At 49.1% G+C, this 22491-nt stretch carries 10 protein-coding genes, 4 tRNA genes and 7 pseudogenes; 10 read left to right on the forward strand and 11 right to left on the reverse strand.

Features of this window, described 5'->3' with window-relative positions; genetic code table 11:
- Positions 1 to 1053: 1053 nt before the first annotated feature.
- Complete coding sequence (locus tag GPOALKHO_RS03395; RefSeq protein ID WP_406703000.1) at positions 1054 to 2070, forward strand: L,D-transpeptidase family protein; 1017 nt, start codon at positions 1054 to 1056, stop codon at positions 2068 to 2070.
- Positions 2071 to 2372: 302 nt separating this feature from the next.
- Here GPOALKHO_RS03395 and GPOALKHO_RS03400 read toward each other — a convergent pair whose 3' ends face one another.
- The 8 genes and pseudogenes from GPOALKHO_RS03400 to uvrY form a co-directional block, all read right to left on the reverse strand.
- Entirely contained in the window at positions 2373 to 2648 is a 276-nt protein-coding gene (locus GPOALKHO_RS03400; RefSeq protein WP_406703001.1) for a DUF535 family protein, read from the reverse strand.
- Between the two features lie 4088 nt (positions 2649 to 6736).
- Positions 6737 to 7054: pseudogene (gene uvrC / locus GPOALKHO_RS03405) on the reverse strand (excinuclease ABC subunit C); the annotation flags it as partial.
- A 118-nt stretch (positions 7055 to 7172) separates the two neighbouring features.
- Positions 7173 to 7255 (reverse strand) — tRNA-Leu (locus tag GPOALKHO_RS03410).
- A gap of 16 nt (positions 7256 to 7271) precedes the next feature.
- A tRNA-Cys gene (locus GPOALKHO_RS03415) sits at positions 7272 to 7345 on the reverse strand.
- Between the two features lie 567 nt (positions 7346 to 7912).
- Positions 7913 to 7987 (reverse strand) — tRNA-Gly (locus GPOALKHO_RS03420).
- A 142-nt stretch (positions 7988 to 8129) separates the two neighbouring features.
- On the reverse strand, positions 8130 to 8678 hold the full coding sequence (gene pgsA / locus GPOALKHO_RS03425) for a CDP-diacylglycerol--glycerol-3-phosphate 3-phosphatidyltransferase (protein WP_406703002.1): 549 nt from the start codon (positions 8676 to 8678) through the stop codon (positions 8130 to 8132).
- Positions 8679 to 8727: 49 nt separating this feature from the next.
- The gene (gene uvrC / locus GPOALKHO_RS03430) at positions 8728 to 10560 is read right to left on the reverse strand and encodes an excinuclease ABC subunit UvrC (RefSeq protein WP_406703004.1); all 1833 of its coding nucleotides are present in this window, start codon (positions 10558 to 10560) and stop codon (positions 8728 to 8730) included.
- A pseudogene (gene uvrY, locus GPOALKHO_RS03435) lies at positions 10544 to 11200 on the reverse strand (UvrY/SirA/GacA family response regulator transcription factor). Before uvrY ends, uvrC (GPOALKHO_RS03430) begins: the two are co-directional and overlap by 17 nt.
- Before the next feature lie 565 nt (positions 11201 to 11765).
- Between uvrY and GPOALKHO_RS03440 the strand changes: the two are divergent.
- The 4 genes and pseudogenes from GPOALKHO_RS03440 (at position 11766) to GPOALKHO_RS03455 (ending at position 13462) form a co-directional block, all read left to right on the forward strand.
- The gene (locus GPOALKHO_RS03440; RefSeq protein WP_406703005.1) at positions 11766 to 11990 is read left to right on the forward strand and encodes a DUF2594 family protein; all 225 of its coding nucleotides are present in this window, start codon (positions 11766 to 11768) and stop codon (positions 11988 to 11990) included.
- 86 nt (positions 11991 to 12076) lie between these two features.
- Positions 12077 to 12259: pseudogene (locus tag GPOALKHO_RS03445) on the forward strand (GlpM family protein); the annotation flags it as partial.
- 469 nt (positions 12260 to 12728) lie between these two features.
- Positions 12729 to 13140: pseudogene (locus GPOALKHO_RS03450) on the forward strand (hypothetical protein).
- Between the two features lie 144 nt (positions 13141 to 13284).
- Positions 13285 to 13462, forward strand: a pseudogene (locus GPOALKHO_RS03455) (YccJ family protein).
- A gap of 661 nt (positions 13463 to 14123) precedes the next feature.
- Here the strand turns inward: GPOALKHO_RS03455 and GPOALKHO_RS03460 are convergent.
- Positions 14124 to 14211: transfer RNA gene (locus GPOALKHO_RS03460), tRNA-Ser, on the reverse strand.
- Positions 14212 to 14427: 216 nt separating this feature from the next.
- Between GPOALKHO_RS03460 and yccA the strand changes: the two genes are divergently transcribed.
- The 4 genes and pseudogenes from yccA to hspQ all read left to right on the forward strand — a co-directional run bounded on the left by yccA (position 14428) and on the right by hspQ (position 17161).
- Positions 14428 to 15087, forward strand: a complete 660-nt coding sequence (yccA, locus tag GPOALKHO_RS03465) for an FtsH protease modulator YccA (protein ID WP_406703006.1) — start codon at positions 14428 to 14430, stop codon at positions 15085 to 15087.
- Positions 15088 to 15192: 105 nt separating this feature from the next.
- Positions 15193 to 15519 (forward strand): TusE/DsrC/DsvC family sulfur relay protein, encoded by a 327-nt coding sequence (locus GPOALKHO_RS03470; RefSeq protein WP_406703008.1) that lies wholly within the window; start codon positions 15193 to 15195, stop codon positions 15517 to 15519.
- A gap of 1057 nt (positions 15520 to 16576) precedes the next feature.
- Positions 16577 to 16759, forward strand: a pseudogene (locus tag GPOALKHO_RS03475) (23S rRNA (cytosine(1962)-C(5))-methyltransferase RlmI); the annotation flags it as partial.
- Positions 16760 to 16843: 84 nt separating this feature from the next.
- Positions 16844 to 17161 carry a heat shock protein HspQ gene (gene hspQ / locus GPOALKHO_RS03480; protein ID WP_025245018.1) on the forward strand — a complete coding sequence of 106 codons (318 nt, stop codon included), beginning with the start codon at positions 16844 to 16846 and terminating at the stop codon, positions 17159 to 17161.
- Between the two features lie 130 nt (positions 17162 to 17291).
- Here hspQ and GPOALKHO_RS03485 read toward each other — a convergent pair whose 3' ends face one another.
- Entirely contained in the window at positions 17292 to 17621 is a 330-nt protein-coding gene (locus GPOALKHO_RS03485) for a CoA-binding protein (RefSeq protein ID WP_406703366.1), read from the reverse strand.
- Between the two features lie 1011 nt (positions 17622 to 18632).
- Positions 18633 to 18770, reverse strand: a pseudogene (locus GPOALKHO_RS03490) (hypothetical protein); the annotation flags it as partial.
- 1237 nt (positions 18771 to 20007) lie between these two features.
- Here GPOALKHO_RS03490 and ompA point away from each other — a divergent pair.
- A complete protein-coding gene (ompA, locus tag GPOALKHO_RS03495) occupies positions 20008 to 21063 on the forward strand; it encodes a porin OmpA (RefSeq protein ID WP_406703010.1) in 1056 nt (351 codons plus the stop codon).
- The last annotated feature ends 1428 nt before the right edge of the window (positions 21064 to 22491 follow it).

The following is a 22491-nucleotide window of genomic DNA, read 5'->3' on the forward strand; positions in this document are numbered from 1 at the left end:
GCGCTGGCCTAATACCCCTGTCTAGGCAATCGCAATTCAGAATGGTGCGGCAATGGAAGCTGGCTCGATATTATTCATTCGTGGACGGTTTTGCCCGCTTCGCCGCCGTGGCGCTGGTGCGCGCTGAAGTGGTAGTGAAACCCATTTACATCCCTATCAATGCGATTTCATTTTGGGGCTGGGCGGGAGGCGATAGGCGTCCGTCGTGCTGATAGTCTCCTGGCAAGGCAAGGCGCTAAACAGTACCTTGTTCGCGCCAGCCTGGCCGCCATTGAGGCGATTCGCGTGGTAGATTCAACAGTGCACTTCCTTCAGCCGGAACCGGTGGTGCATATCAATATACCGGCGGGCAAACCGGAGCTGGAGCACGGAAAGCACCGGCTTTCGGTCTGTTGGGTATGTAGATATCAACGGCTACCGTTCAATTTATGAACCGCTGACGCTGGAGTTGCGCGGTCAGAAGATACGCCTGGTGGCCTGCCAAAGAACGCTAAGCCGGGTCATAAGACGGTTTCCGCCTGACCTGGCGTTAGAAAAGACGGAGGAGCGGTGAGTTATCCTCACCCTGTGACCATGGGCTACCCGACCCGCCATTAAGGCGCCTTTTTATGACATCGGTAGGATCTGCCGAACGGCGCAGATCGTTTAACCAGGCGAGATCGAAATTTTTATGCGGTGATAATAAGTTTGTCCAACCTCGATAGGCGATAGTGCATGGGTGGTACGTTTGACACCCCAGACAGGCTTCGGGGCGCGAAATCATTTTCGATGCCTAGCCACTACTGGTGCGAGCAGCGGCCAAGCTCCTCATCTCCAATACCACCACCAGCATGCGATCGCAATCGAGTCGTTCTATTCGCGCTCCTTTTTGACGCAGTCACCCTCGAGGACTATCACAGCATACGTTAATTCACATATACGCTGAGCAGAGCGTTACCGTTTCGGTTACACTTATCCTTTTACGCCGGGGTTGAGCACTTATAGTGCACCTCCGGTACATGATGCCAGGTAAAACTCATTAACTGCCTGTAAGGCGATTACATCTGACACTTTATGAAAGTGAAAATTCGCACGTTATTTTGCACGTTATGTAGCATGGTATTGGCAATGACTGTTTACAGTCAGTTCTCCTTCGCTGTTATCTATCCGTTACCAGAAGGCACAAGCCGCCTAGTTGGGGAAAACTTGCAAATCACCGTTCCCGATGGGAACAAATTACCGCTTGAACATTTTGCCGCCCAGTTTCAAATGGGACTTAGCAATATGCTCGAAGCTAATCCGGGCGTGGATGTCTATCTCCCGGCACCAGGCACCAAAATGATCATCCCACAGAAGCTGATTTTGCCGGACACCCCCCATGAAGGCATCGTGATCAACAGCGCCGAAATGCGTCTGTATTACTATCCAAAAGGCACCAAGACGGTCATCGTACTGCCTATCGGCATTGGCGAGCTAGGTAAAGAAACCCCCTCTAACTGGGTGACCTCGGTGAAACGCAAGAAAAATGGCCCTACCTGGACGCCGACCAAAGCCATACACGCGGAATATGCCGCGCGAGGTGAAACGCTACCAGAAGTATTCCCGGGAGGCCCGGATAACCCGATGGGTCTCTATGCGCTGTATGTTGGCCGCCTGTACGCAGTGCACGGCACCAACGCCAACTTCGGCATCGGTTTGCGCGTCAGCCACGGCTGCGTACGTCTGCGCGCCGACGATATTAAATATCTGTTTGATCATGTGCCTGTCGGCACCCGCGTTCGATTTATTAATGAACCGGTAAAAGTCACGATTGAACCGGATGGTTCGCGCTACATGGAAGTACATAACCCGCTTTCAGTAACCGAGGAACAATTTAACTCGAATGAGCCAGTGCCGATTAATCTGACGGCCAATGTCAGCCATGTTCTGATGAATCCCAGCGTTTGTCGAGGCACAGCTGATCAGGTGTTACAGCGTCGTTCCGGCATACCGGAGAATATCACCGCCCATGGCGATAACGGCCAAACCGCGATGGTACAAGCGCAACCAGTTGATGAGCTGACCATTACCGAAGGTCCCGATACCGATTAGAAACAACAGAGGACCGCCGCACCGGTTACCATGCAACCAGCATACCGGAATAAAGCGGCGCCGCTGTACCGGTGGATAATACCGCATCCGCCAGAAGCGACACGAGTGCCGCGCCAATTGGCAAAGCCACGCCTGCTGCCAGTGGCGATACCGGCTGTCAAGAGGTTCAGTAACCAAAAAACGTTGTTTGCCACTCGGGCCGGGCAACGGCACCTCTGATGACGCAGACGCGTCGCGCCAGGGTAGCTGGTTGTGTTTTGAGCCAGTCGGTAAACGTTATCCGCGGACGGGGAGTTCGTTGGTTATGCTGCCGTGGTGCAAATAAATGCAGCGAATTTCGCTTGCATGTCCTCCAGCAAGGTAAATCGCCTGCGATACCCGGCGCGTTTCTTGCTTTGAGGATCGTCGAGAGACTTACGGATAATGTGCTGCGGCAATGCGTAAAGCCCTCCCGTAAGCGAAACAACTTCAACCAAGGCCAAAACATCGTCAGGCACCTGTTCGACAATGACGGGCCCGGCCACGGCCTGTTCCGCCCGATGGACGGTCGGCGTTCTTGACGACGGTATAGTGACCATCAGGCTACACCCTAACTTGCTTAAGATTAATTAACTTGCTGTCTGCGCGAGTATTGCTTTTAGTTATGCGCCCTGTTGATGGACTCCCGTTTATTGAAAAGGAATTGCCCTTTATCTACCCCTTAAATCATATAATTTTTTGAGTCACACACCGGCCAGAGGTTTTCTTAAATTGACAATCCATCATAGAGGAATAGTATGGACAGTCTCACAATAGTCCAGACTCCAGCAGTTTAACCCTACATACTTTATAGCCCTACATACTTTAAACCACATTCCCTTATCGCAATAATATAGCATGCAGCGATTCCGTGGAGGATAAAAACAAAGAGTCCAAATATGTCTATTTGGACAAGGCCAGCATTGAATGTCTTAATATCCTGACCGACTTTGATTTCGAGGGGCGCCTGGGACGATGAATTCCCCTGCTCCTAGTTCGAGCGCGCACCGGATTTCCAGAAACAAGACTGAGAGGTGGAAGAAAGCAGTCTTTGGGCCAACGTTGTTACGACGTTTTATCATCGTTAAGCCGCTAGGTCATCGTTGCTTCATTTTCATTAACGCTAGTGACTTGCCTGAGACGGTGTTTTGTCCATCGTAGAGCAATGGCGCTAGTCAATTGAATATCGCAAGATGCTCTCCCTGGCTGACGCAGGATGTTGATTTCGCAACATAGCGAGAGAGGCCAGGGTTGGCAGTGAACACTACCAGGAAGCATTAATCTCTTTCCATTCGCCCCCGTCGACAGATGTCACATTCTCCCAAGAGGCAATGGCAGGTACTCAATCATTGGGGAGATTCAAGGCGCATGACGAAGAGTCCGGATAGCATTCAAGGAGACAAAATCACTTTTGGGCGGATTTGCGATCCGCAGATGAAACGGAAATGGCCTTGTTGATGAAGCTTTTCTAAAACGGACGTACCTGGCATGGCCTAAGCCCAATAGACTGCCTCTTCTTACAGGTGCCGTTTAATCAGAATTGATGACAAAAGGAGGAAGACGCTGGCAAGACGTTAGTAGCTGCCGGTCTGAGGGTTCATTGGAGAGCAGCGATCGAATTTTAATTAAACGGCCCACGCTTATCCATCAACGCAGCCATGCATGCGAGGATAATGTAGACAAAGGGACCGGATATCGCCAATGTTGCCACACGGCGAGTAGCATCAGACTCAGCGAATAATTATCGGCCACGCGGCATAACGTTTCCCCGCTCGGTTCTCGGTGAGCCACGTATTGCTCACCGAGAACCGATGCAAAGCGTTTTCTTCCCGATCGCGGTGGCACGTAAGGCTACGGAGTTCTATCATAGACAACTCGGTGATAATGATTAACAGCATTAACCGGATATGAATCACACAAATTAACTCCCTTCTATTACTTAACGATTGTCAACGTTGTTAACGATGCTAGCATAATATCTCTACGCCAGACCCAGCGTTAAAACTTCGCCAATAGCTACCGCTATATTCTGTGGCATGTTAGGACAATATGTTATTTTCGACTCATAAAAAGTTATCGATATAGTGGCGAAATCAATAATACTGACTGCCACTATCCTAATAATGATATCAGCTCAGGTGGCATATTGGCCAATGCCATCGAGACGAGAATAGGTGAATTTATCGATAAATTTTACTCTAATTTTACATATCGCATATTAATAAAACGGCTACTAACTTCACTCAAGGTTTAATTGTTCGATGGAAGGTAGCATCGTAATATTATCGCCGCATCTCACATTATTACAATGGGGAGCACGATAAAAATGCTTTACATCTGTCAGATATCCTCCCGACTTGTATACAACATTAAAGTGTTAAAATATTAGGATCGACAAAATGGTTAAGGCCGCGCAACAAAATATAGCCCTCTGATAATTTGAGAATAAAATTGGCTGCCTTAATTCTGAACGGCCAACGATTATACGCTTTCGTCGCGAAATCACAGGGCGGCCCGCTGGCAACGTCATGGGGTGGATGGAACGCGCGACCGCTTAGGCATCACGCTAGGGCATATGCCAGTTCAGTGTATGGCTGCCTTCCTGTCACCGTTTGGCGAGAGTTGTGCCGCCTGAATGACAGCGAAACCGCACACGGCTTGAGCGTGGAATTTGCTGGCTACCACGCCGAGACCAACCCTTCAGATTCAACAGGATAGGTTAACGTCTAAGGTAGGCCTGCTGGTTAAGGGTGGCGATCTCGCTATGCGTAATGGGTAGCATTCTACTGAAATACTTAATCAGTATGGCGAGGAAAGTGCTCAGTATGCGTGGCCTGTTTGATACGGCTGTAGGCGGTGATTTGCTCATTCTGACTCGTCCTAAACAGTTGAAAATTATGCTAAAGTTGGATGATGATGTTAGCAACGCGGACGCGTCGCCTCGGAGTACGGTTATTAACCGTACGACTTAAGACGAAGACAAGCAAAGCGGTTAAGGAGCTAACGGGTCTGATGTTTTCGTATGGCGATTCGCCGGCTTATGGCTAAAATAAACTAAAGCGGGCAGGATTGCTATAGCTGGCTCAGCGGTTACCTGTTTGTGGGCAGAAGAGTACTCCCATGTCCACTTAAGTGCTTTCAGGAATTGGCACCTCAGACCAAAGTGCGGCGACGTCTGGAATAACGATTCCACTTAAAAACTTCGTGATAATTCAATAGAAAGTGAACATATTTAAAAAAGAGCAACGTCCACCTGATCTGATAGACTGCATAGATGTCCTTTTGAAGGGCCAATCATTGCCAAGTGACCGGTTATTATTGGCCAGGCTGTTGGTGGGCAACGCTTTATAAATTAAAAAATTACTGATGCTATAGAGGACTACCCGCAATTAATTGCTAATGGACAAAATGAATAGATTAGTTGTTGTTAATTACCTGTTAGTGTTTTACCAGCTCATGGTTGGTAACCATATTTAAGATGGTAGTAAACAGCAACAGCTTAAGGTCTTTTGCGAAATCCAATATCCATAATGCCAATAATATCTTTGTTACATGTTGATAATCAGACATATTCTGATTTTATAAGTATAACTCATCATATAAATAACGTTATGTTTTCTTTACTTAAGTCATGTAGAGTGTTCTGGATTCTGTCGCGTTTGCTACAGCATACATGCTTAGACCGAATAACACTGCTCAAGATGTGAGCAGACTTGAGCCTGGGCTGCTGGTGAGGCCCTTGGGTTTCTTATGTGCTTTAATGTCTAGTTAGAGCCTTCTCTTAAAATGCTATGTGGTAGATAGCATTGTTGCCGCTAAGTGTTTTTCGGCGATTTCACTCCCTGCCAGTGCTTGCCTGTCGCTTCAGGATATTGACCAGATATCCTGGGGACTTGATTTAGACCTTTGCTACTCTCTCCCTTCGGCCAATAGCGCCATAACGCGTGCCAAGTGTCAACGAAGCTAAAGCGCCGTCCTGGAGATGGCTGCCAACGTTGTTTCCGTTGTTTCTCGTTTTTCAGCTATTCTGGCTTATCTAAATATTCTACTTTAGAATATACGACTCTGGGATAACGGCCAAACAAAGCGGCTGATTGGCACTTTTCGTATTCCGTGCAGACCCTGCCGGTATTTTTTATGACCGACCAATCATCTCATAGCTGCAGTATCGCGCTATCTTCAAATTCGTCACTACAAACGGTGACAGCCCCTGCGCGCCCAGCTTTGCGCTCGTGCGAACACCCGTCAGCTGTCGCTGAGCATGCGGTAAAAAACTCCAACCTCGCGCCTTTCTCTAGGCAGAGTCTCATGCGTTGCATCATTAGCCCAACCGGTACGCCGATGCGCGTACTCTTGTCTATGGTAACTTGTCCAACGCGCCGTCTAGGTCTACGCCTATCCCATATTCTAGTTATAACTTAAGACCGTGCATCACGTCTTGCTATGGTCGCTGCCCGCTTGCGCGCCGTTGGTTTAATTATTCATTTTACATTCCCACCCTCCATTAACCCCTATCCGGTGCGACTTTCAGACTTATTTTGGCTAAAATGGGGCTGCGTTACGCGCCCTTCTGTTACAATTTTTGGCTTGGCCATGGGGTCGTTGGCGGCTTATCCGACCTCTTTATCCAGCAGCTCATAGGGCTCGACCCTATCTGATACTGCAGGCATGGGCGTGCACGGTTGCGATACACGCTGTTCTCGCATTGGCGAATGGGAAACAACTTCTGCAACAGGGTCAACGTCTCTTTTATCGCATAACCATTGGGAAATGGCCCAAAATAATCTCCTTTCGCATGCTTGGCGCCGCGATGGAACACGATACGGGGATGCGCGTCGCTGCTGAGGAAAATGAAGGGATAGGATTTGTCGTCGCGCAGCAATACGTTGTAGCGTGGCTGATACAGCTTAATGTAATTATGCTCAAGCAGCAGCGCTTCGGTTTCTGTATGGGTAACGGTCACATCGTCCCCTAACCAATCATTGATTTTCTCAGAGGCTTCTCACATTTAAGACGAACAAACCGCACAAGGCGGCATCAAATTTTTATACAATCTGTTGTTATTATTAACCTTATAGAAATAGTACCCGGGACGAGACTTGAACTCGTATAGCCAAAGGCTGAGGGATTTTAAATCCCTTGTGTCTACCGATTCCACCACCCGGGCATCGTGAAATCTAAACTGGAGGCGCGTCCCGGAGTCGAACCGAGGTGGACGGATTTGCAATCCGTTGCATGGCCACTCTGCCAACGCGCCTAATCTTATCCCTTGTCTTTGGCCTGCAGGGGGATTACTATACGACTAACTGATAATAAATATAACTTGTTTATTCCGTATTCTGGAATGGACGCAATTATGGCTTGTTTGAGCAACGATGGCAAGCTTTTTGGGTTGGGACGCATAATTACATCACAACCAACCGGGCATCGCCATAAGCATTGCCATCTTTATCTTCCAGTGCGACAACAAAACGATCCGTCCGCTGACCAAGCTCACGACTGATTGGCTTTATTCCATCCCACCAATCAGGTAATAAGTAATAGCTGTTGATGAAAGACCGCTTGTTACCGATATCGCTTCTATTTAGCCAGAGTGACCCCTACTCACTCGGGGTGCCCGCCAACAGTCTGATGCCTGGCGGCCTCATGCCGAAGTCGGCGTGGCTAAACGGAAGAAGGATTGGAGTATTGGGAGACAGAAGCACCGGATCTGATGGGTAGTTCGTAAACCGGCAGACGCAAGCGGCATAGTACTCTGGAGAGGAATTGACCGATGTAGGCCCCTCAGTATCAACCTACGGAATGACGCTGGCTAACTAAAATTTGGAGCGGGAAACGAGGCTCGAACTCGCGACCCCAACCTTGGCAAGGTTGTGCTCTGCCACTGAGCTATTCCCGCATGACTATCGAAAACCTGGTTTGCAAGCTATCGGCAACAGCTACGACCGCTTTCGATGCGGTCCATTCTACTGACCTAGACGTATGAGTCAATACACAATAGTCACCGCCTATGCTATTATTTGTTTTGCAACGCCTCTCTCTTAATGCACGAATAAATCGTGCCGGGCAGCATACAAATATTGGAACATTGACCAGAAAGTCAGCACCGCCGCGATATACAGCGCGACGATACCTATCCCCGATACGATGTCGTTTTGGCGCCACAGTAGCGCCACCAGTGCTAACATTTGCGCGGTGGTTTTCATCTTACCAACCCACGAAACCGCAACGCTGCTACACTTGCCTGTCTCGGCCATCCACTCCCGCAACGCAGAGATGATAATCTCACGGGCAATCATGGTCGCCGCGGGCAGCGTTATCCACCATGAATGAAAATGTTCCGCTACCAGCACCAGCGCCATGGCGACCATCACTTTATCCGCGACAGGATCGAGAAACGCACCAAAGCGGGTGGTTTGTTTCCAACGCCGGGCCAGGAAACCGTCAAACCAATCTGTCACCGCCGCCAGAACAAAAATGAACGTGCAACCAAGTGGCGCCCATTTAAACGGCAGATAAAAGGCCAAAACAAAGAACGGTATAATTACAACGCGGAACAGGGTAAGCCAAGTTGGTATGTTCAGTTGCATAGTGCTTTGTGGCCGGAGTGGAAATAACAAGTATGTTGCTACATTGCCGCTAGTGTTTCAACGCATGAAATATTTTTTCTGCCAGGGCATCTGAAATACCGGGCACTTGAGCTATTTCCTCTACGCTGGCATTGCGTAATGACTGCAGGCCGCCCATGTACTTCAGAAGTGACTGTCGACGCCGTGGCCCGACACCTGCAATTAATTCCAGCGCGCTGGTATTTTTTACCTTAGCACGTTTATTACGATGGCCGGTAATCGCATGATTGTGTGAATCATCGCGGATATGCTGAATCATATGCAGGGCCGGCGAATCCGGCGGCAGCGCCATTCTCTTGTTATGGGGTTCCAAAAACAGCATTTCGAGTCCGGCCTTGCGGTCTACGCCTTTTGCTACGCCGAGTAACACGACGCGCGATTTATCCCAAGGTACGTCCAACTCCTCTAGCACCGCTTTGGCCATACCCAATTGACCTTTACCACCATCGATAATCACCACGTCAGGGATTTTCTTTTCTTCTAACGCCTTACCATAACGCCGTCGCAGGACCTGATCCATGGCGGCATAATCATTGCCGGGCGTAATACCGTTAATATTATAGCGGCGGTATTCGGCGCGAACTGGCCCGTTGCCGTCAAAAACAACGCAGGAGGCGATGGTCTGCTCCCCCATCGTATGACTGATGTCAAAACATTCAATTCGGTTGACCTGCTCGATACCCAATAGCTCTGCCAATGCGGCTAAACGCTGATGTAGCGTAGACTGTTGCGACAGTTTAGCCACCAGCGCCGTCGCGGCATTGGTGCTGGCCAGCTTTAAATAACGGACGCGGTCGCCGCGCGGTTGCGTCTGGATCTGAATTTTTTTGCCCGCCTGCTCGCTTAGCAACGCCGCCAGCAGCATTTTTTCAGGCAGTGTGAAATCCAAAAGAATTTCGCCCGGAAGCGAGCGCATCTGACTACCCTGCAAATAGAATTGGCCGACAAACGTCTGCACCACTTCAGCCAGTTCAGTGCCGACCGGCACTTTTGGAAAATAACTGCGGCTACCCAACACTTTCCCATGGCGGATAAACAGTATATGGACGCAGGCCATACCGGCGTTAAATGATACGCCAATGACGTCAAGGTTTTCCAGGTTGCCGGAAACGAACTGTTTTTCCGTCACGCGCCGCACCGCCTGGATCTGATCGCGCGCGCGCGCCGCATCCTCAAAGTTTAGCGCACGGCTGGCCAGCTCCATCTGCTCCACAAGCTGGTTAAGCACCTGTTGATCTTTGCCTGATAGAAACAAGCGCACATATTCCACCTGCTGCTGATATTCCTCATCACTAACCAACCCCTGTACGCAAGGCCCCAGACAACGACCTATCTGATACTGCAGGCATGGGCGTGCACGGTTGCGATACACGCTGTTCTCGCATTGGCGAATGGGAAACAACTTCTGCAACAGGGTCAACGTCTCTTTTATCGCATAACCATTGGGAAATGGCCCAAAATAATCTCCTTTCGCATGCTTGGCGCCGCGATGGAACACGATACGGGGATGCGCGTCGCTGCTGAGGAAAATGAAGGGATAGGATTTGTCGTCGCGCAGCAATACGTTGTAGCGTGGCTGATACAGCTTAATGTAATTATGCTCAAGCAGCAGCGCTTCGGTTTCTGTATGGGTAACGGTCACATCAATATGGTGAATGCTTTTCACCAGCGCTTCGGTCTTGCGACTGGCAACATGGGCACGGAAGTAGCTCGCAAGGCGCTTTTTTAGATCTTTAGCCTTACCGACATAAATCACCGTACCGGATGCATCATACATACTATAGACGCCAGATTGACTGGTCACGGTACTCAGAAATTGTTTGGCGTCAAAACTGCCAGTCACAACTTAATAAAATCTCCGTATTGCACAACCCATGGCGAATGGCCAGATGGGTTAATTCTACATCACTGCTGATGTTTAGTTTACTAAATATCCGGTAACGATAGCTATTAACAGCTTTAGAGCTCAGATTGAGCCGCTCCGAAATATCGGTGACCTTTTGCCGGCGGCTAATCATCAGCATAATTTGGAGTTCTCGTTCGGACAAACACTCAAAGGGGTTTCCGCCTGTGGCTCAAGCTGACTCAGGGACATCTGCTGAGTGATATCGGACGCGATAGCGTTTATTGGCATTCACCGCACAAATGTCGCAGATGGCCTTGCGCGGAGCGGCGGCTTTGCTCAGGTATCCTGCGGCTATTGCCTGCATTACCTTAGCAGGCGATAGGTTTCTACGTAAATGGTCAGCATGATAACTTTGATATCCGGCAAAAGCGCACAATTTTGCGGCTTCCAGCCCACCAATGCCCAGCATATTCATATCCATTAACACGATGTTGACACAATTGTTGCGGCACCACTTCACCGCATCTTCGCTACAGTGTGCCTCGCCAACGACTTTGAAGCCTTTGAGATCTTCAAGAATGCGCCGTATCCCTGCTCGAACTAATTCATGATCATCAACAAGAGAAACGCTTACCAAAGATCAATTCCCCAAATGAGGGAGTGATGAAACACTTAAGACTTAATATTGCAGCTTTCAAGTAAATAAAAACGATTATTCGCTTATACTGGAAAAACTTAGCAATACCGCCTATGCAAGCTCATTCTATATGGATAGGTTATTGCACCGCAAGGAGATTTCACCAAGAGTCGCGTAGCCGTCGGAAATTGCAGATTTCCTCTCTTTTCTCACCAATCCGAACGTCCATCGCACGCCACGGATTGTCTAAAAAATGAACAGAATCATAAGAAATTTAATTAAAAATCAGGTTATTATGATTTTATTATTTATTTTAGCGTACGTTCAAACTTAAAGGTTAGTTATAATACATTGTTTAATCTTCCCCTCGCCTGGCGAGAGCGGAACATCGCGGCATGAGTGGTGTTTTTAATCTGCTGCAATTTGCCGGAAATAAATGACCAATATCAATTAAATTTGTAAAACAAAACCTGTTATAATCGGCGCAAATGGCGTTAACCGCCGATGTGTGGCGATACGCCACGCGCGGCGTCAATCTTAATATTCACTAATAACGAGGACAATAATGGGCAACATTGAATTTACCACCGATAGTGAAACCGCGGTACTGGCACAAGAACTCAACTGCATGAAGGCGATGATGTCACTGCTGTTAAAAGCCATTGGGCAAGCCGATGCCGGCAAGGTCATCATAAAAATGGAGAAGTACATCAGACAGCTTGATGATCCCAAACAGCAAGCGGTATTTGCCAGTACCGTAAAACAGATAATCCACGCCTATCGTCAATAAAGACCCGTCCCGCGCCGTAGGATCAGACCGACCGGTCGTGGCGACGTTACTCGCTTACCTTTTCCAAGCAGCGCCGTGGTAGACTCATGCCACGGTTCCCCGACTTCATCTATTATCATGATGCTGCTGCCAAAACTCGTAACCACTATATTGCCGGTCTGTTCCCGCTATTCCATACCTTTTCACTCCTCGCCAATTATATCGTCGGTTCCGAGCGCGGCAGCGAAGCGCTGCGCACGATGGTTCTTTTTGATATTCATTCCCTTATATAACCTGTGATTTTCCATCGCTTCTAGCGCCCCGATATCCTGACGTTGTTTGCGCGCCTGTGAAGGCGTTGTGCCATAGATCGTAATAAACAGACGATTAAACGTGGCTGGCTTTAAATACCAATAATAGGCGATCTCGGCAATGCGTCAGTGGCTATAAGTGCGGGCGCAAAAAACATATGTGTAGCCGTCGTGAGGCGTTTTTTCGAATATGCGCGTCATGCCACCATAGGGCTCAAATAACCGATATGACGAACGGAATAAGCATGCTGCTGACCTATGAGAGCACATTCAGGCTAACAGCGGCTTCAACAGCCGCCTCGACACCTCAGTTGCGACTCAGATTTACTCCTAATCTGCCAGGGTATATTGGCATCTGCGCATTTTTACGGTCATCTTTAAATCATCCTTCTCTGTCTATTGTTGCTCCGACAAGGCCGCTTCTACTTTGAGGCAAACCAATGGCAAAATGCTCGTACCCTATTATTCCATGTACGGCCACATAGAGACTCTTACTCAAGCGGTAGCGGAAGGCAGATGCTAAAGCGCGTACCGTAAACCATATCTACGAACTGTTTGCCAAATCTGATGGTAAAACGGATCAATCGGCACAAAAGACCAAGAACTCGCTGGCCATGATGTATGTCAAATGCACACCTTCCTTGATCAAACCGGCGCTTTATGGCTGTCCGGTGTCCTATGCGGTAAAATAGGCAGCGTTTTACCTCTACCGGTACCAACGGAGAACAAGAGTAAAGAAACTTGATATTAGCCACGTGCACAGCGGAGCCCCTTATAGTACATCGACACTGGCGGGTGCGATGGTTCCACACCAGTCTTCCGGTGAGGAATCAACTATTGTGCTTAAAACGAAGAGTTGACGGTCACCCCAGGCACCAAATCGTACCTTGGCAAGCACTAAAGGTAATTTCATCTACAGTTATTCAATACACAGGTTGAGTTGCCGCTACATAGACATCATTAAGGGATTAAAGATGGCTTCAGACATGAGCACATAGGCAGACATCCGCCAGACTTCAATAAAAATCGTGGTGGCTATTTAAACGTGGCCAATGACGATAAAATGCTGGCGCAGAAACTTTGGGAAGAAAGCAGCGATGAGGCGCTGCAAATCACCTTCGCTCGCACCGACAAAATCAGTTATACTGGGTCGAGGAAACGGTAGAACGCAAAAATGTATGAGACTCATACCAGCACGCTGGGCGGTTAATAGCTAACCGCACACTTTTTGTGTGACTACAAAATAGTGTGAATTCAATAGAAAACCATTTACCAATACCCAGAGTCACACTGGTATCTCGGTCTCAACCATATATCCTCCAACTCATAATAAGTAAATAATAATACTCTGAGCAAAGGACGCTCTTTGACAAATATAACTGTTAAACAGCCACCTGTTGAATATCGGTGCAATTTCTAGTAAGTGGGAGTTAGCTAACATCGTTCGCGCATTATTCTTATAAGGACGGGTTCGGAACGAACCTCTCTAGAGCACGCCGTCCTGGTCATAACGGGCCGAGGGTCGCAGCATCTACTCAAGGTATCCTCTAATACCTATGGCGTGAGTAAGCCGACAGCAGCATCCCAACGACCGCGCAAGCCTGACGCATCAATGGGATGGTGATCCGCACCCTTCAGCACTAACGGCGCGATTCAGTCATCGTTGTCACCGGTGCGCTCACGCCATGGCCATAATTGATCAGCTAAGAAAATTCATGTGTAGCGGCACTGGGGCGTTAAGCGGAACCAATGGCCACAGAGAAAACAGTCAAAGCTGAGGAAATGGGGGATAGAAAGAAACGATTGAAATAGAGGAAGCGAGGGAACAAGGAAACCGTGGAGATGGCGGAGGAATAGAGATTCGAACTCTAGAACGCTTGCGCGTCGCCGGTTTTCAAGACCGGTGCCTTCAACCACTCGGCCACTCCTCCGCAACAAGGCGAACTGTAAACAGAGTCATTCCGATTGTAAAGAGCATTTTGCGCTAATCGACTGAAAATCGCCATTAGCCTGCTGTCCGTCTGTGCTACGTCCGTCGCCGGGAGCTTTGGTGCGTAAAGATGGGTAAAAGCCATAGGCGCAACGGTGAAAAACTATTAATCTCATGCCGAATATTCTTGGCTCACTTTTATAATGAGAGGCAAATTATGGATCGTTTGATTGCGACATCCCCGCGCGGCCATTCGTTATTAAGCACCCACAAGGTATTGCGCAATACCTATTTCTTGTTGTCGCTGACACTGGCATTTTCGGCGCTTGCTGCCGCTGCAAGTACGTTGCTATGTTTGCCGTCACCCGGTTTGATTCTGATGCTGGTCGGTTTCTACGGACTCCTCTTTCTGACGTACCGGCTGGCCAACAGCCCGGCGGGTATCCTTGCCACTTTCGCCCTGACCGGTTTTATAGGCTATATCCTGGGGCCGATACTGAGTATGCTTCTGGCGTCCGGTGCAGGAGATGTCATTATGCTGGCGCTGGGTGGTACCGCGCTAGTGTTCTTCTGCTGCTCGGCGCACGTGCTCACTGCCCGTAAGGATATGTCTTTCTTTTCGGGAATGATGATGGCCAGCTTCGTGGCGCTGTTTGTCGCGATTACCGCTAATCTTTTTCTGCACATTCCCGCCCTGTCGCTGGCGATAAGCGTCATGTTTATTCTGTTTTCCTCCGGAGCGATCTTGTGGGAAACTAGCAATATCATCCACGGCGGAGAAACAAATTACATCCGTGCCACTATCAGCCTCTATGTATCGCTGTACAATATCTTTGTCAGCATGCTTGGTATCTTCGGCGGTATGCGCAGCAACTGATATCGAACTGAGCGTTTTATCTCCCGCCGATGCAGGCTGGGGTGTCTTCTGGCCAGTGAATTTGCTATTCTTTCTGGATCAGATCATTTGAGCCGGAAGGAATCGATGGAGTTTAACGGCGCAGAAATAGAAACCGATGCGCAGGGGTATTTGATCCATCCGCAGGACTGGAGCGTGGCGTTAGCGGTGGAAATTGCTCGCCTTGAAGGGCTTACCCTTAGCGAAGCCCACTGGCAGGTAATCCATTTCGTACGCGCGTTCTATTTACAATACAATACGTCGCCGGCTGTTCGTATGCTGGTAAAGGCCATGGCTCAGGCTTACGGCGAGGAGAAAGGGAGCAGCCGTTACCTTTTCCGTCTATTTCCACAGGGCCCTGCCAAGCAGGCAACGAAAATCGCCGGTTTGCCAAAACCAGTGAAATGCCTTTAAGTCCCCGCGGTACTGTTGGCCATAAATAATCACGTTCAGTGATCTGTAGCACCGCCGCTCACGCAGTCAGCAACATTCGCCAGGCCCGCCCTTGAGCTCAGCTTATCCCTACGGATAGGTCACATGGCTCGCGCAAGACAAGAGAGCATGAGATGAGACGCTGAGATGAGACGCTTAGCTTGCGGGTAAAATGCTGATGCCCGCTGGTGGTTAGTTGTGGATATCAATGCCGTAAAAGTCACCAAGACTATCGTTGTGCGGTTCAATAAGACTTCTCCACCCGGGCGTGCGCCGGTCCCATGCCGTAGTCAGGCCAGCAGATGTCCAACCCGTTCGCTTTTGCTGCAGGCCACGACTTCCACGTTTCCGTCATCCTGGTTACAATTGCTTTTTCTGATAGTGGCGTACTGAAAGCTGCCCCAGCACTGGCCCATGGATCCAGATCGCCATACATATCTTTATCATCGTCTCATTCTGCTGAACGGCGTATGCAGCGCTATCCCTCCAGCGCAATCGGTCGGCTAGAAGAGAGAGCCCAGCCGGGTGAAGCTATCGATATATTGACGAGAAAGTCCGTTGACTGGCGCGTAGTTGCCGCAATCGCAATTCGCGCCAGAGTGTGGATTCACTCCTGACGAGCAAATCGATGTCGACTTCTGCGTCCGCCGGTTGCACAGGTCTTCAGCCTCTGCGCACCTCTTGGCGGCGTAGGATTATCTGGATGGTTATTGTCTGAACGCGAGTAAAGAGGGATTATCAACGCACTACCATATTATTAGTAGTACTGAACACTGCTATCCCGACTGCGCCCTTTGCGATCGTTCCGATGTCGCTGTGCAGAATAAGGATAGTCTCAAAGAAACTCGCGGCGTCATCAGCAAGGGCATTCCATCAAACTTGCTTCCTATTCGTGAACAGGATACGGCGTTATTGGTGTTGTTTCTGTCTTGATTAGCGTGATAGCCGCCTGTCGTCCGCCCGTAATACGCTGCCACAGGCTGCCGGATGTAAAGTATTGACCTGTTGGCGCTGTAACTGCTGGCACTTGAGAGAGAGAGTCCTGCTGAGCTTCTTCCGCTTCGGTCTGATAATCACCGATCTGTTTCAGAAGATTCTCGCGGACGCCGTGCTGGGATGCCGGACGCGAGATACGGTTTATTGAGAGTTTCGTCAGGCCGCCGATGCCAGTGCCTATTCCAACAGACTGTATCTGAAGGGTTTTTACTGCCAAGTCGGCTAAATTATGTTCTGACACCTTGAATTCCCGGACGCCTCCCCCATATTCAGTATAAAGCATAAGCATACTTTCACTGGTGGAGGTTTCATGATTGCCAGCAAATTTGGCATAGGGCAGCAGGTCCGGCATAAACTTTTGGGGTATCTTGGGGTCATTATCGATGTAGATCCAGAATACTCTCTGGAGAAGCCTTCATTGGATGACATTGCGGCTGACGATAGCCTGCGTACGGCACCTTGGTATCATGTGGTGATGGAAGATGAAGAGGGAAAACCAGTGCATACCTATCTGGCGGAAGCGCAATTGGGATATGAATCGTTTCCAGTCCATCCCGAACAGCCGACGCTGGATGAGTTGGCGGAATCCATCCGCCAACAACTTCAGGCACCACGCCTGAGAAATTAGTCTCTGCCGTTCCGTAAATAAGCCCTAGTCTTGCTCGGGCCTGTAACTTAACCAAACGTGCGCCAAAATTCTTAGCACAACTTTCGCTTTCGCTCGACAACCCTGACTTGGAGCAGTACGGACTTACCGACTATCCCTCAGCCACACTAGCTAGTGGCCCGACTCCCGGTTTCCGCCACGCCACCGGCAACACCCAGTGGTCCAACCCCAGTCGCAGGATTGCAACTTTGGGATAGCGATCCAGAACCGCTTTTATTCCGACGTTCCTCGCCAACACTACTGCTTGCTCATTTATTATGCCAAATTGCAGCCACAGCACGTCGGCATCAGTGACAATCGCTTCTTGCGTCAGGTCATAAACCGTATCAGAGCGGCAAAGATATCCGCCATGTCGATTTTGGTAGGGATCCGCCGCCAAATTGGCGTAAACGGTTTGTTCCGAGACAGTTTTTCTTGGCAGGGCTGAGTTTGCGGGCTAAACTTGATAGCCATGTGGCAATAAATAAGCCATCGTGGCTGGTTAGGGCTGGATTATCGCTGGCGCCGCCAGGGCGATGGTCTTCACGATCTGCAGAGTGTCTCTAATTTCAGCGACTGTCATGACGGTTCTCCGAAAAAACAAGGCGTGTTACAAGGCGTGTTATCAGCCGCTTGTCGGCCTTCAGGACTAGAAACTACTTCCGGTCAGCGTCAGCCGGCTCGTGGCAGGCGGCGCCAGCACCTAGCCCGGTGCTGCGGTTCTGGTTTTATAGGCCGACCTCTCAGCCGGGAGCGTTTGTTTGCCTGAGTGCACCAACACCAGTCAATCTCTGGCGAAGCAACAAAATAAACAACGCTTTTACCGATTTTCCGGTTTGTCTCTTCGCAGTGAGACAAAGTTTCAGTAATCTACAGTTAGGCCGTCTGACTTAAGGAACTGGACATGGAATTTACCACCTGTACCATTGCTGCACGCAAACATATATCGCTGCCGGCACTTACCAGCTTAGTTTCTTGCTCATCCACTACTGCCACTCTTTGGGCTATGCCTCTTTTCGCAGCATTACTGTCGCCAATGGTTAATCAGCAGCTTACGCCGCGCGACGCCACCGCTTTCAAGCTGGCGCATGGCTGGCGCCTTTTGTTGCCTTGACGAATAATCATCAGCGCCAAGGAATCGTATCCACGTCCAATCGCTGCCGCAAACATTTGTCCATTTCCCGCGCCGCCTGGTGGCCAAGCGCCAGCAGCAAAAATCTGTTCCGGCGTCGCCAGATTACACCGCAGCGACCGGAGTCTGCCCGGCTTTTGGCAAGATTAAGCGGCGAACCTTCCACTGAACAAAAGAGGTCTTCATGCTATTGAAGCATACGTGTCGTCCATTGCTAATTACGCATCGCCACTCGTTGAGCCACTCCCGGCATTGACATCAAGGTTCATGGCAATCGTCAAATACCTCCCAACCTGGCGACACGATGCCGCGGCGACATTAAATCGCGATAATTTGATTGAACGGGATCAGATAGTGATGTTTATCGTCGCTGACCTCGACGTTAGCATGTCATAGCCGTACGCGGTTATAAGGACGCTGCGCCAGACGTTTGCTGATTAAGGTGAATTTGAGTTCCATAAGCTTGCAAGGATTCCGAATGGCGATGATGTCTGTCTTTATATACCCTCTTGAGTTGTCCTACTCCAGCCAGGAAAACACAGAGTCAGGAAAACACAGAGTGGAATTCGCAATGGGGATCAGAGATAATCGACGATAACGATTATCAGCTCTTACTATCCAGAGCGCTATGCGTACTCAATATTGCGGTTTCTTGATCACCCTAGCCTGGCTACTGGCGACGCTCCCTAACGTCGTGCTATTCAGCAATACCACGCCGCATGTTGGTGAGCTTTACCCCGAACGGTGAAGCGGTTTGCGTAACTGGGGGCACGTTGCTTAATGTCTTCTGGTTCGCGGCGTTCGGCTGGTGGCGTGTTTGTCGCACATGTTGACGGGGATTGCTTAATGTTGCACGCTGCTTGTACCCATTGGTATCGCCAATTTCAAGTTAGCGCTCATCGCGGTTTAGCCGGTGAGCCGTCGGATGGGGTCGAAGAGGCCGACAGGCTGCGGGCGAGTTTTATGTTAAGTGGCTGGGATGTACTAACGCCCCCACTGGCCTCGCGTAAGTGGATGTTCAGTAGTTGCTGACGCAGGAAGGAATAAGCGAAGTAGTTTATATCGCTGGTGGTTGGATATATTCTGCTGTTGTGCCAACTGGGTTTCAATCCCTGTGGTTTCTATAGCTAAACGGCGGCTGAGTCGGGCCTGCCGCTGCAAAGGTGGTGTAGTTGCTCGGCCACCAGCGTTCGATACCGTTGCGGCAATGGAAAGCCTTTCTCACCGGCAACTTCAGCATTATTCTTGGGTGGTTTTCCGCTGAGCAGTGCAATCGGAAACGGGCGGGCGTTGTTTGCAGAATACCTCCAAGCCGAAACTTTCGGTTTCATCGTGTATCCGCAAAACGGCTCGAATCGTCATTATGGACGGTTTTCAGGATTAAAAATTTACTCAACTTTGTATCATTAAGTAAAATGATCGCAGCGTTTTGCCTCTTTCCCTTTTATCGTTGCTCTGAAACGCTGTTTTTATTAGCGACTTACTACATCTTACTTGTAAGTTTCCTACTTCGTTGTAGACTTTAATTCGCCGGGTTCGCCGGGTTCGCCGGGTTCGCCGGGTTCGCCGGGGTTGCTCTATGACGCTATTTTAATGGCGATGTACAGAGTCTGAACACGAACGTCAGCAATGGATTTCTAAAATTAGCTTTATAAAAGCTCATTACCTATATTTGGATGATAACGAGGCGGAAACAATGAAAAAGACAGCTATCGCACTGGCAGTGGCACTGGCAGGTTTCGTAACCGTAGCGCACGCCGCTCCGAAAGACGACACCTGGTACACTGGCGGCAAACTGGGCTGGTCCCAGTACCACGATACCGGTTACGGTTTCGACAATCGCATCGGCAACAGTCCAACCCGTGATGGCCAGTTAGGCGCGGGTACTTTCGTTGGCTATCAGGCGAACCAGTACCTTGGGTTCGAGCTGGTCTACGACTGGCTGGGCCATATGGCGCACAAAGGCAACGTGAACAACGACTCGTTTAAAGCACAGGGTATTTCCATGGCCGCCAAGCTGAGCTACCCGCTGAGTGAAGACCTAGATATTTACACCCGTCTGGGCGGTATGGTATGGCGTGCTGATTCCAAAGGTGCTTACGACAATAGCAATTCAGGCCGCGTAAACGACCATGACACCGGTGTTTCCCCGCTGGCCGCTGTGGGTCTGGAATATGCTTGGACCAAAAACTGGGCTACCCGTCTGGACTACCAGTGGGTTAACAACATCGGTGATACCGGTGCCATCGGTACTCGTTCTGATGACTCCATGCTAAGCGTTGGTGTGTCCTACCGCTTTGGCCAGGATGAAGTGGCTGCCCCAGCTCCGGCTCCGGTGGTTCAAACCAAGTACTTCACCCTGAAGTCTGATGTGCTATTCAACTTTGACAGAGCCGCGCTGAAACCAGAAGGTCAGCAAGTACTGGATCAGCTGTACTCCCAGTTGAGCTCTATGGATCAGAAAGACGGATCCGTTATCGTTCTGGGCTACACAGACCGTATCGGTTCAGACGCCTACAACCAAAAACTGTCTCAGGCGCGCGCACAGAACGTCGCAAACTACCTGGTTTCCAAAGGTATTCCTTTCAACAAGATTTCCACCCGCGGTATGGGTAAATCCAATCCTGTTACTGGCAACACCTGTAATAGCGTGAAAGGCCGTGCCGCAGTCATCAGTTGCCTGGCCCCGGATCGTCACGTGGAGATCAAAGTGAAAGGCGTTAAAAACGAGGTAACTCAGCCGCAGGCTTAAGTTAACATATCGTAATAAACCCCGCCGAGGCGGGGTTTATTATTTTGCAATCGTTAGCAATCAACCGGGCTAATTAATAGCTAAACTCTTGATGGTGGGTCGCCCCCCCTTAATGGTCCCTGTTCAAGCCCATAATATGGATGATCCCCGCAGCGGGTTTGTGCTATAGCATCCGGTAGATAGCCTGATACAAAACAGACAATGTCATGGTTTGCTGGATATTTATGACACATGCTCCTTTAAAGCATCAGCGTGGCTCTTGGGTAAATTAGATTGGCCTCTCGGTGTTCTATCGGAAGGCGACGATCCCTCGGCGCTGAAAGGCGGTTCATGGTCACGAAGACAAAGGTTGGCTGAACGGTTTTGGAGGATATTAGGTCCAATACTTTCTCACTGAGGTCTGCGCCGGCTTAATTATGGCTGTAAAGTGAGGAGCCCTCACTAAGGCGCCACCAGGATTAAGTGCAAGCACTCTGGACGAAAGAGTATCGACTTCTGGCATAGCAGATTATCAGCATCACTGTGGCTTATGCTCCACTAAGCGAATAGACGTTGATGTGAATTTAGATGATCCGGTTTGGTCAAGTCGACTTAACCTATCGTATTCTGGGTTTCGTAACACCCAGCTATTCAAAAGACTATACTTGCCAAAAATGGGTTATCTGTGACCCTACATACAGAAACATAAATGTCATAAAATTATAGTTAAGCGTTTTAGTTCATATTCTGCAACAGAATCGTTTCGCGGTTTAAACTCTCTCTTTCCTGAGCATAATCTGCTTACAGGCACAAATAAGTGGTCAAGAGGATCAAAAGGTGTGCTATACGAATGAATTATTATTTTTATCGAAAAAAATAAGTTAGCGGCATTAACATATGTCGATAATGCTTTATGCCATATCCATCTAGTAAAAATAGATGCTCATCTGAGCCCATCACAGATGAGTGTCGTTCCCAATACGCATCCGGCAAAATCAGTATTCAGGTGAAGAATTTACCACAACACATATCCAGCATATATATTCAGATCGCTACATTTTCTATTACTGCCCTTGCCCTCTTAATCCTTATGCATCGAAAAATTTTTATCATCAATGTCGAAATTACGAATCAAAGGATATGCATCCTCTTTATGTTGTAGGCGATAATATTGATTCACTTCTGATAACTATCAAACGACATCACTTCTAATAACTATCAAACGACATAAAAACAGCAAAACTCATTGGATTGCCTAGTGTTAGCTGTCATTGTCCTCATCTAGCAACCTACTCGATAGCTATAAATTTATCGTTAAGCTAGCAAAGATTCCATTGCCAAAATATCGCCATGTCGACAGTTATTTTTACTCTGGCTCGCACAATGGCCGGCTACATGGCAGGAGAAAGACAAGAAGAGCCGTTGGAGGACGGCGCTTTCACTGCATTA

Origin of the sequence: Sodalis sp. (in: enterobacteria) (assembly GCF_036327475.1) — a bacterium.
Classification (GTDB): domain Bacteria; phylum Pseudomonadota; class Gammaproteobacteria; order Enterobacterales; family Enterobacteriaceae.

Coding starts and splice junctions, on each gene's coding strand:
- GPOALKHO_RS03395 (WP_406703000.1), top strand. CDS start 1,054: ATGAAAGTGAAAATTCGCACGTTATTTTGCACGTTATGTAGCATGGTA.
- hspQ (WP_025245018.1), top strand. CDS start 16,844: ATGATTGCCAGCAAATTTGGCATAGGGCAGCAGGTCCGGCATAAACTT.
- GPOALKHO_RS03440 (WP_406703005.1), top strand. CDS start 11,766: ATGGGCAACATTGAATTTACCACCGATAGTGAAACCGCGGTACTGGCA.
- GPOALKHO_RS03470 (WP_406703008.1), top strand. CDS start 15,193: ATGGAGTTTAACGGCGCAGAAATAGAAACCGATGCGCAGGGGTATTTG.
- yccA (WP_406703006.1), top strand. CDS start 14,428: ATGGATCGTTTGATTGCGACATCCCCGCGCGGCCATTCGTTATTAAGC.
- ompA (WP_406703010.1), top strand. CDS start 20,008: ATGAAAAAGACAGCTATCGCACTGGCAGTGGCACTGGCAGGTTTCGTA.
- pgsA (WP_406703002.1), bottom strand. CDS start 8,678: ATGCAACTGAACATACCAACTTGGCTTACCCTGTTCCGCGTTGTAATT.
- GPOALKHO_RS03400 (WP_406703001.1), bottom strand. CDS start 2,648: ATGGTCACTATACCGTCGTCAAGAACGCCGACCGTCCATCGGGCGGAA.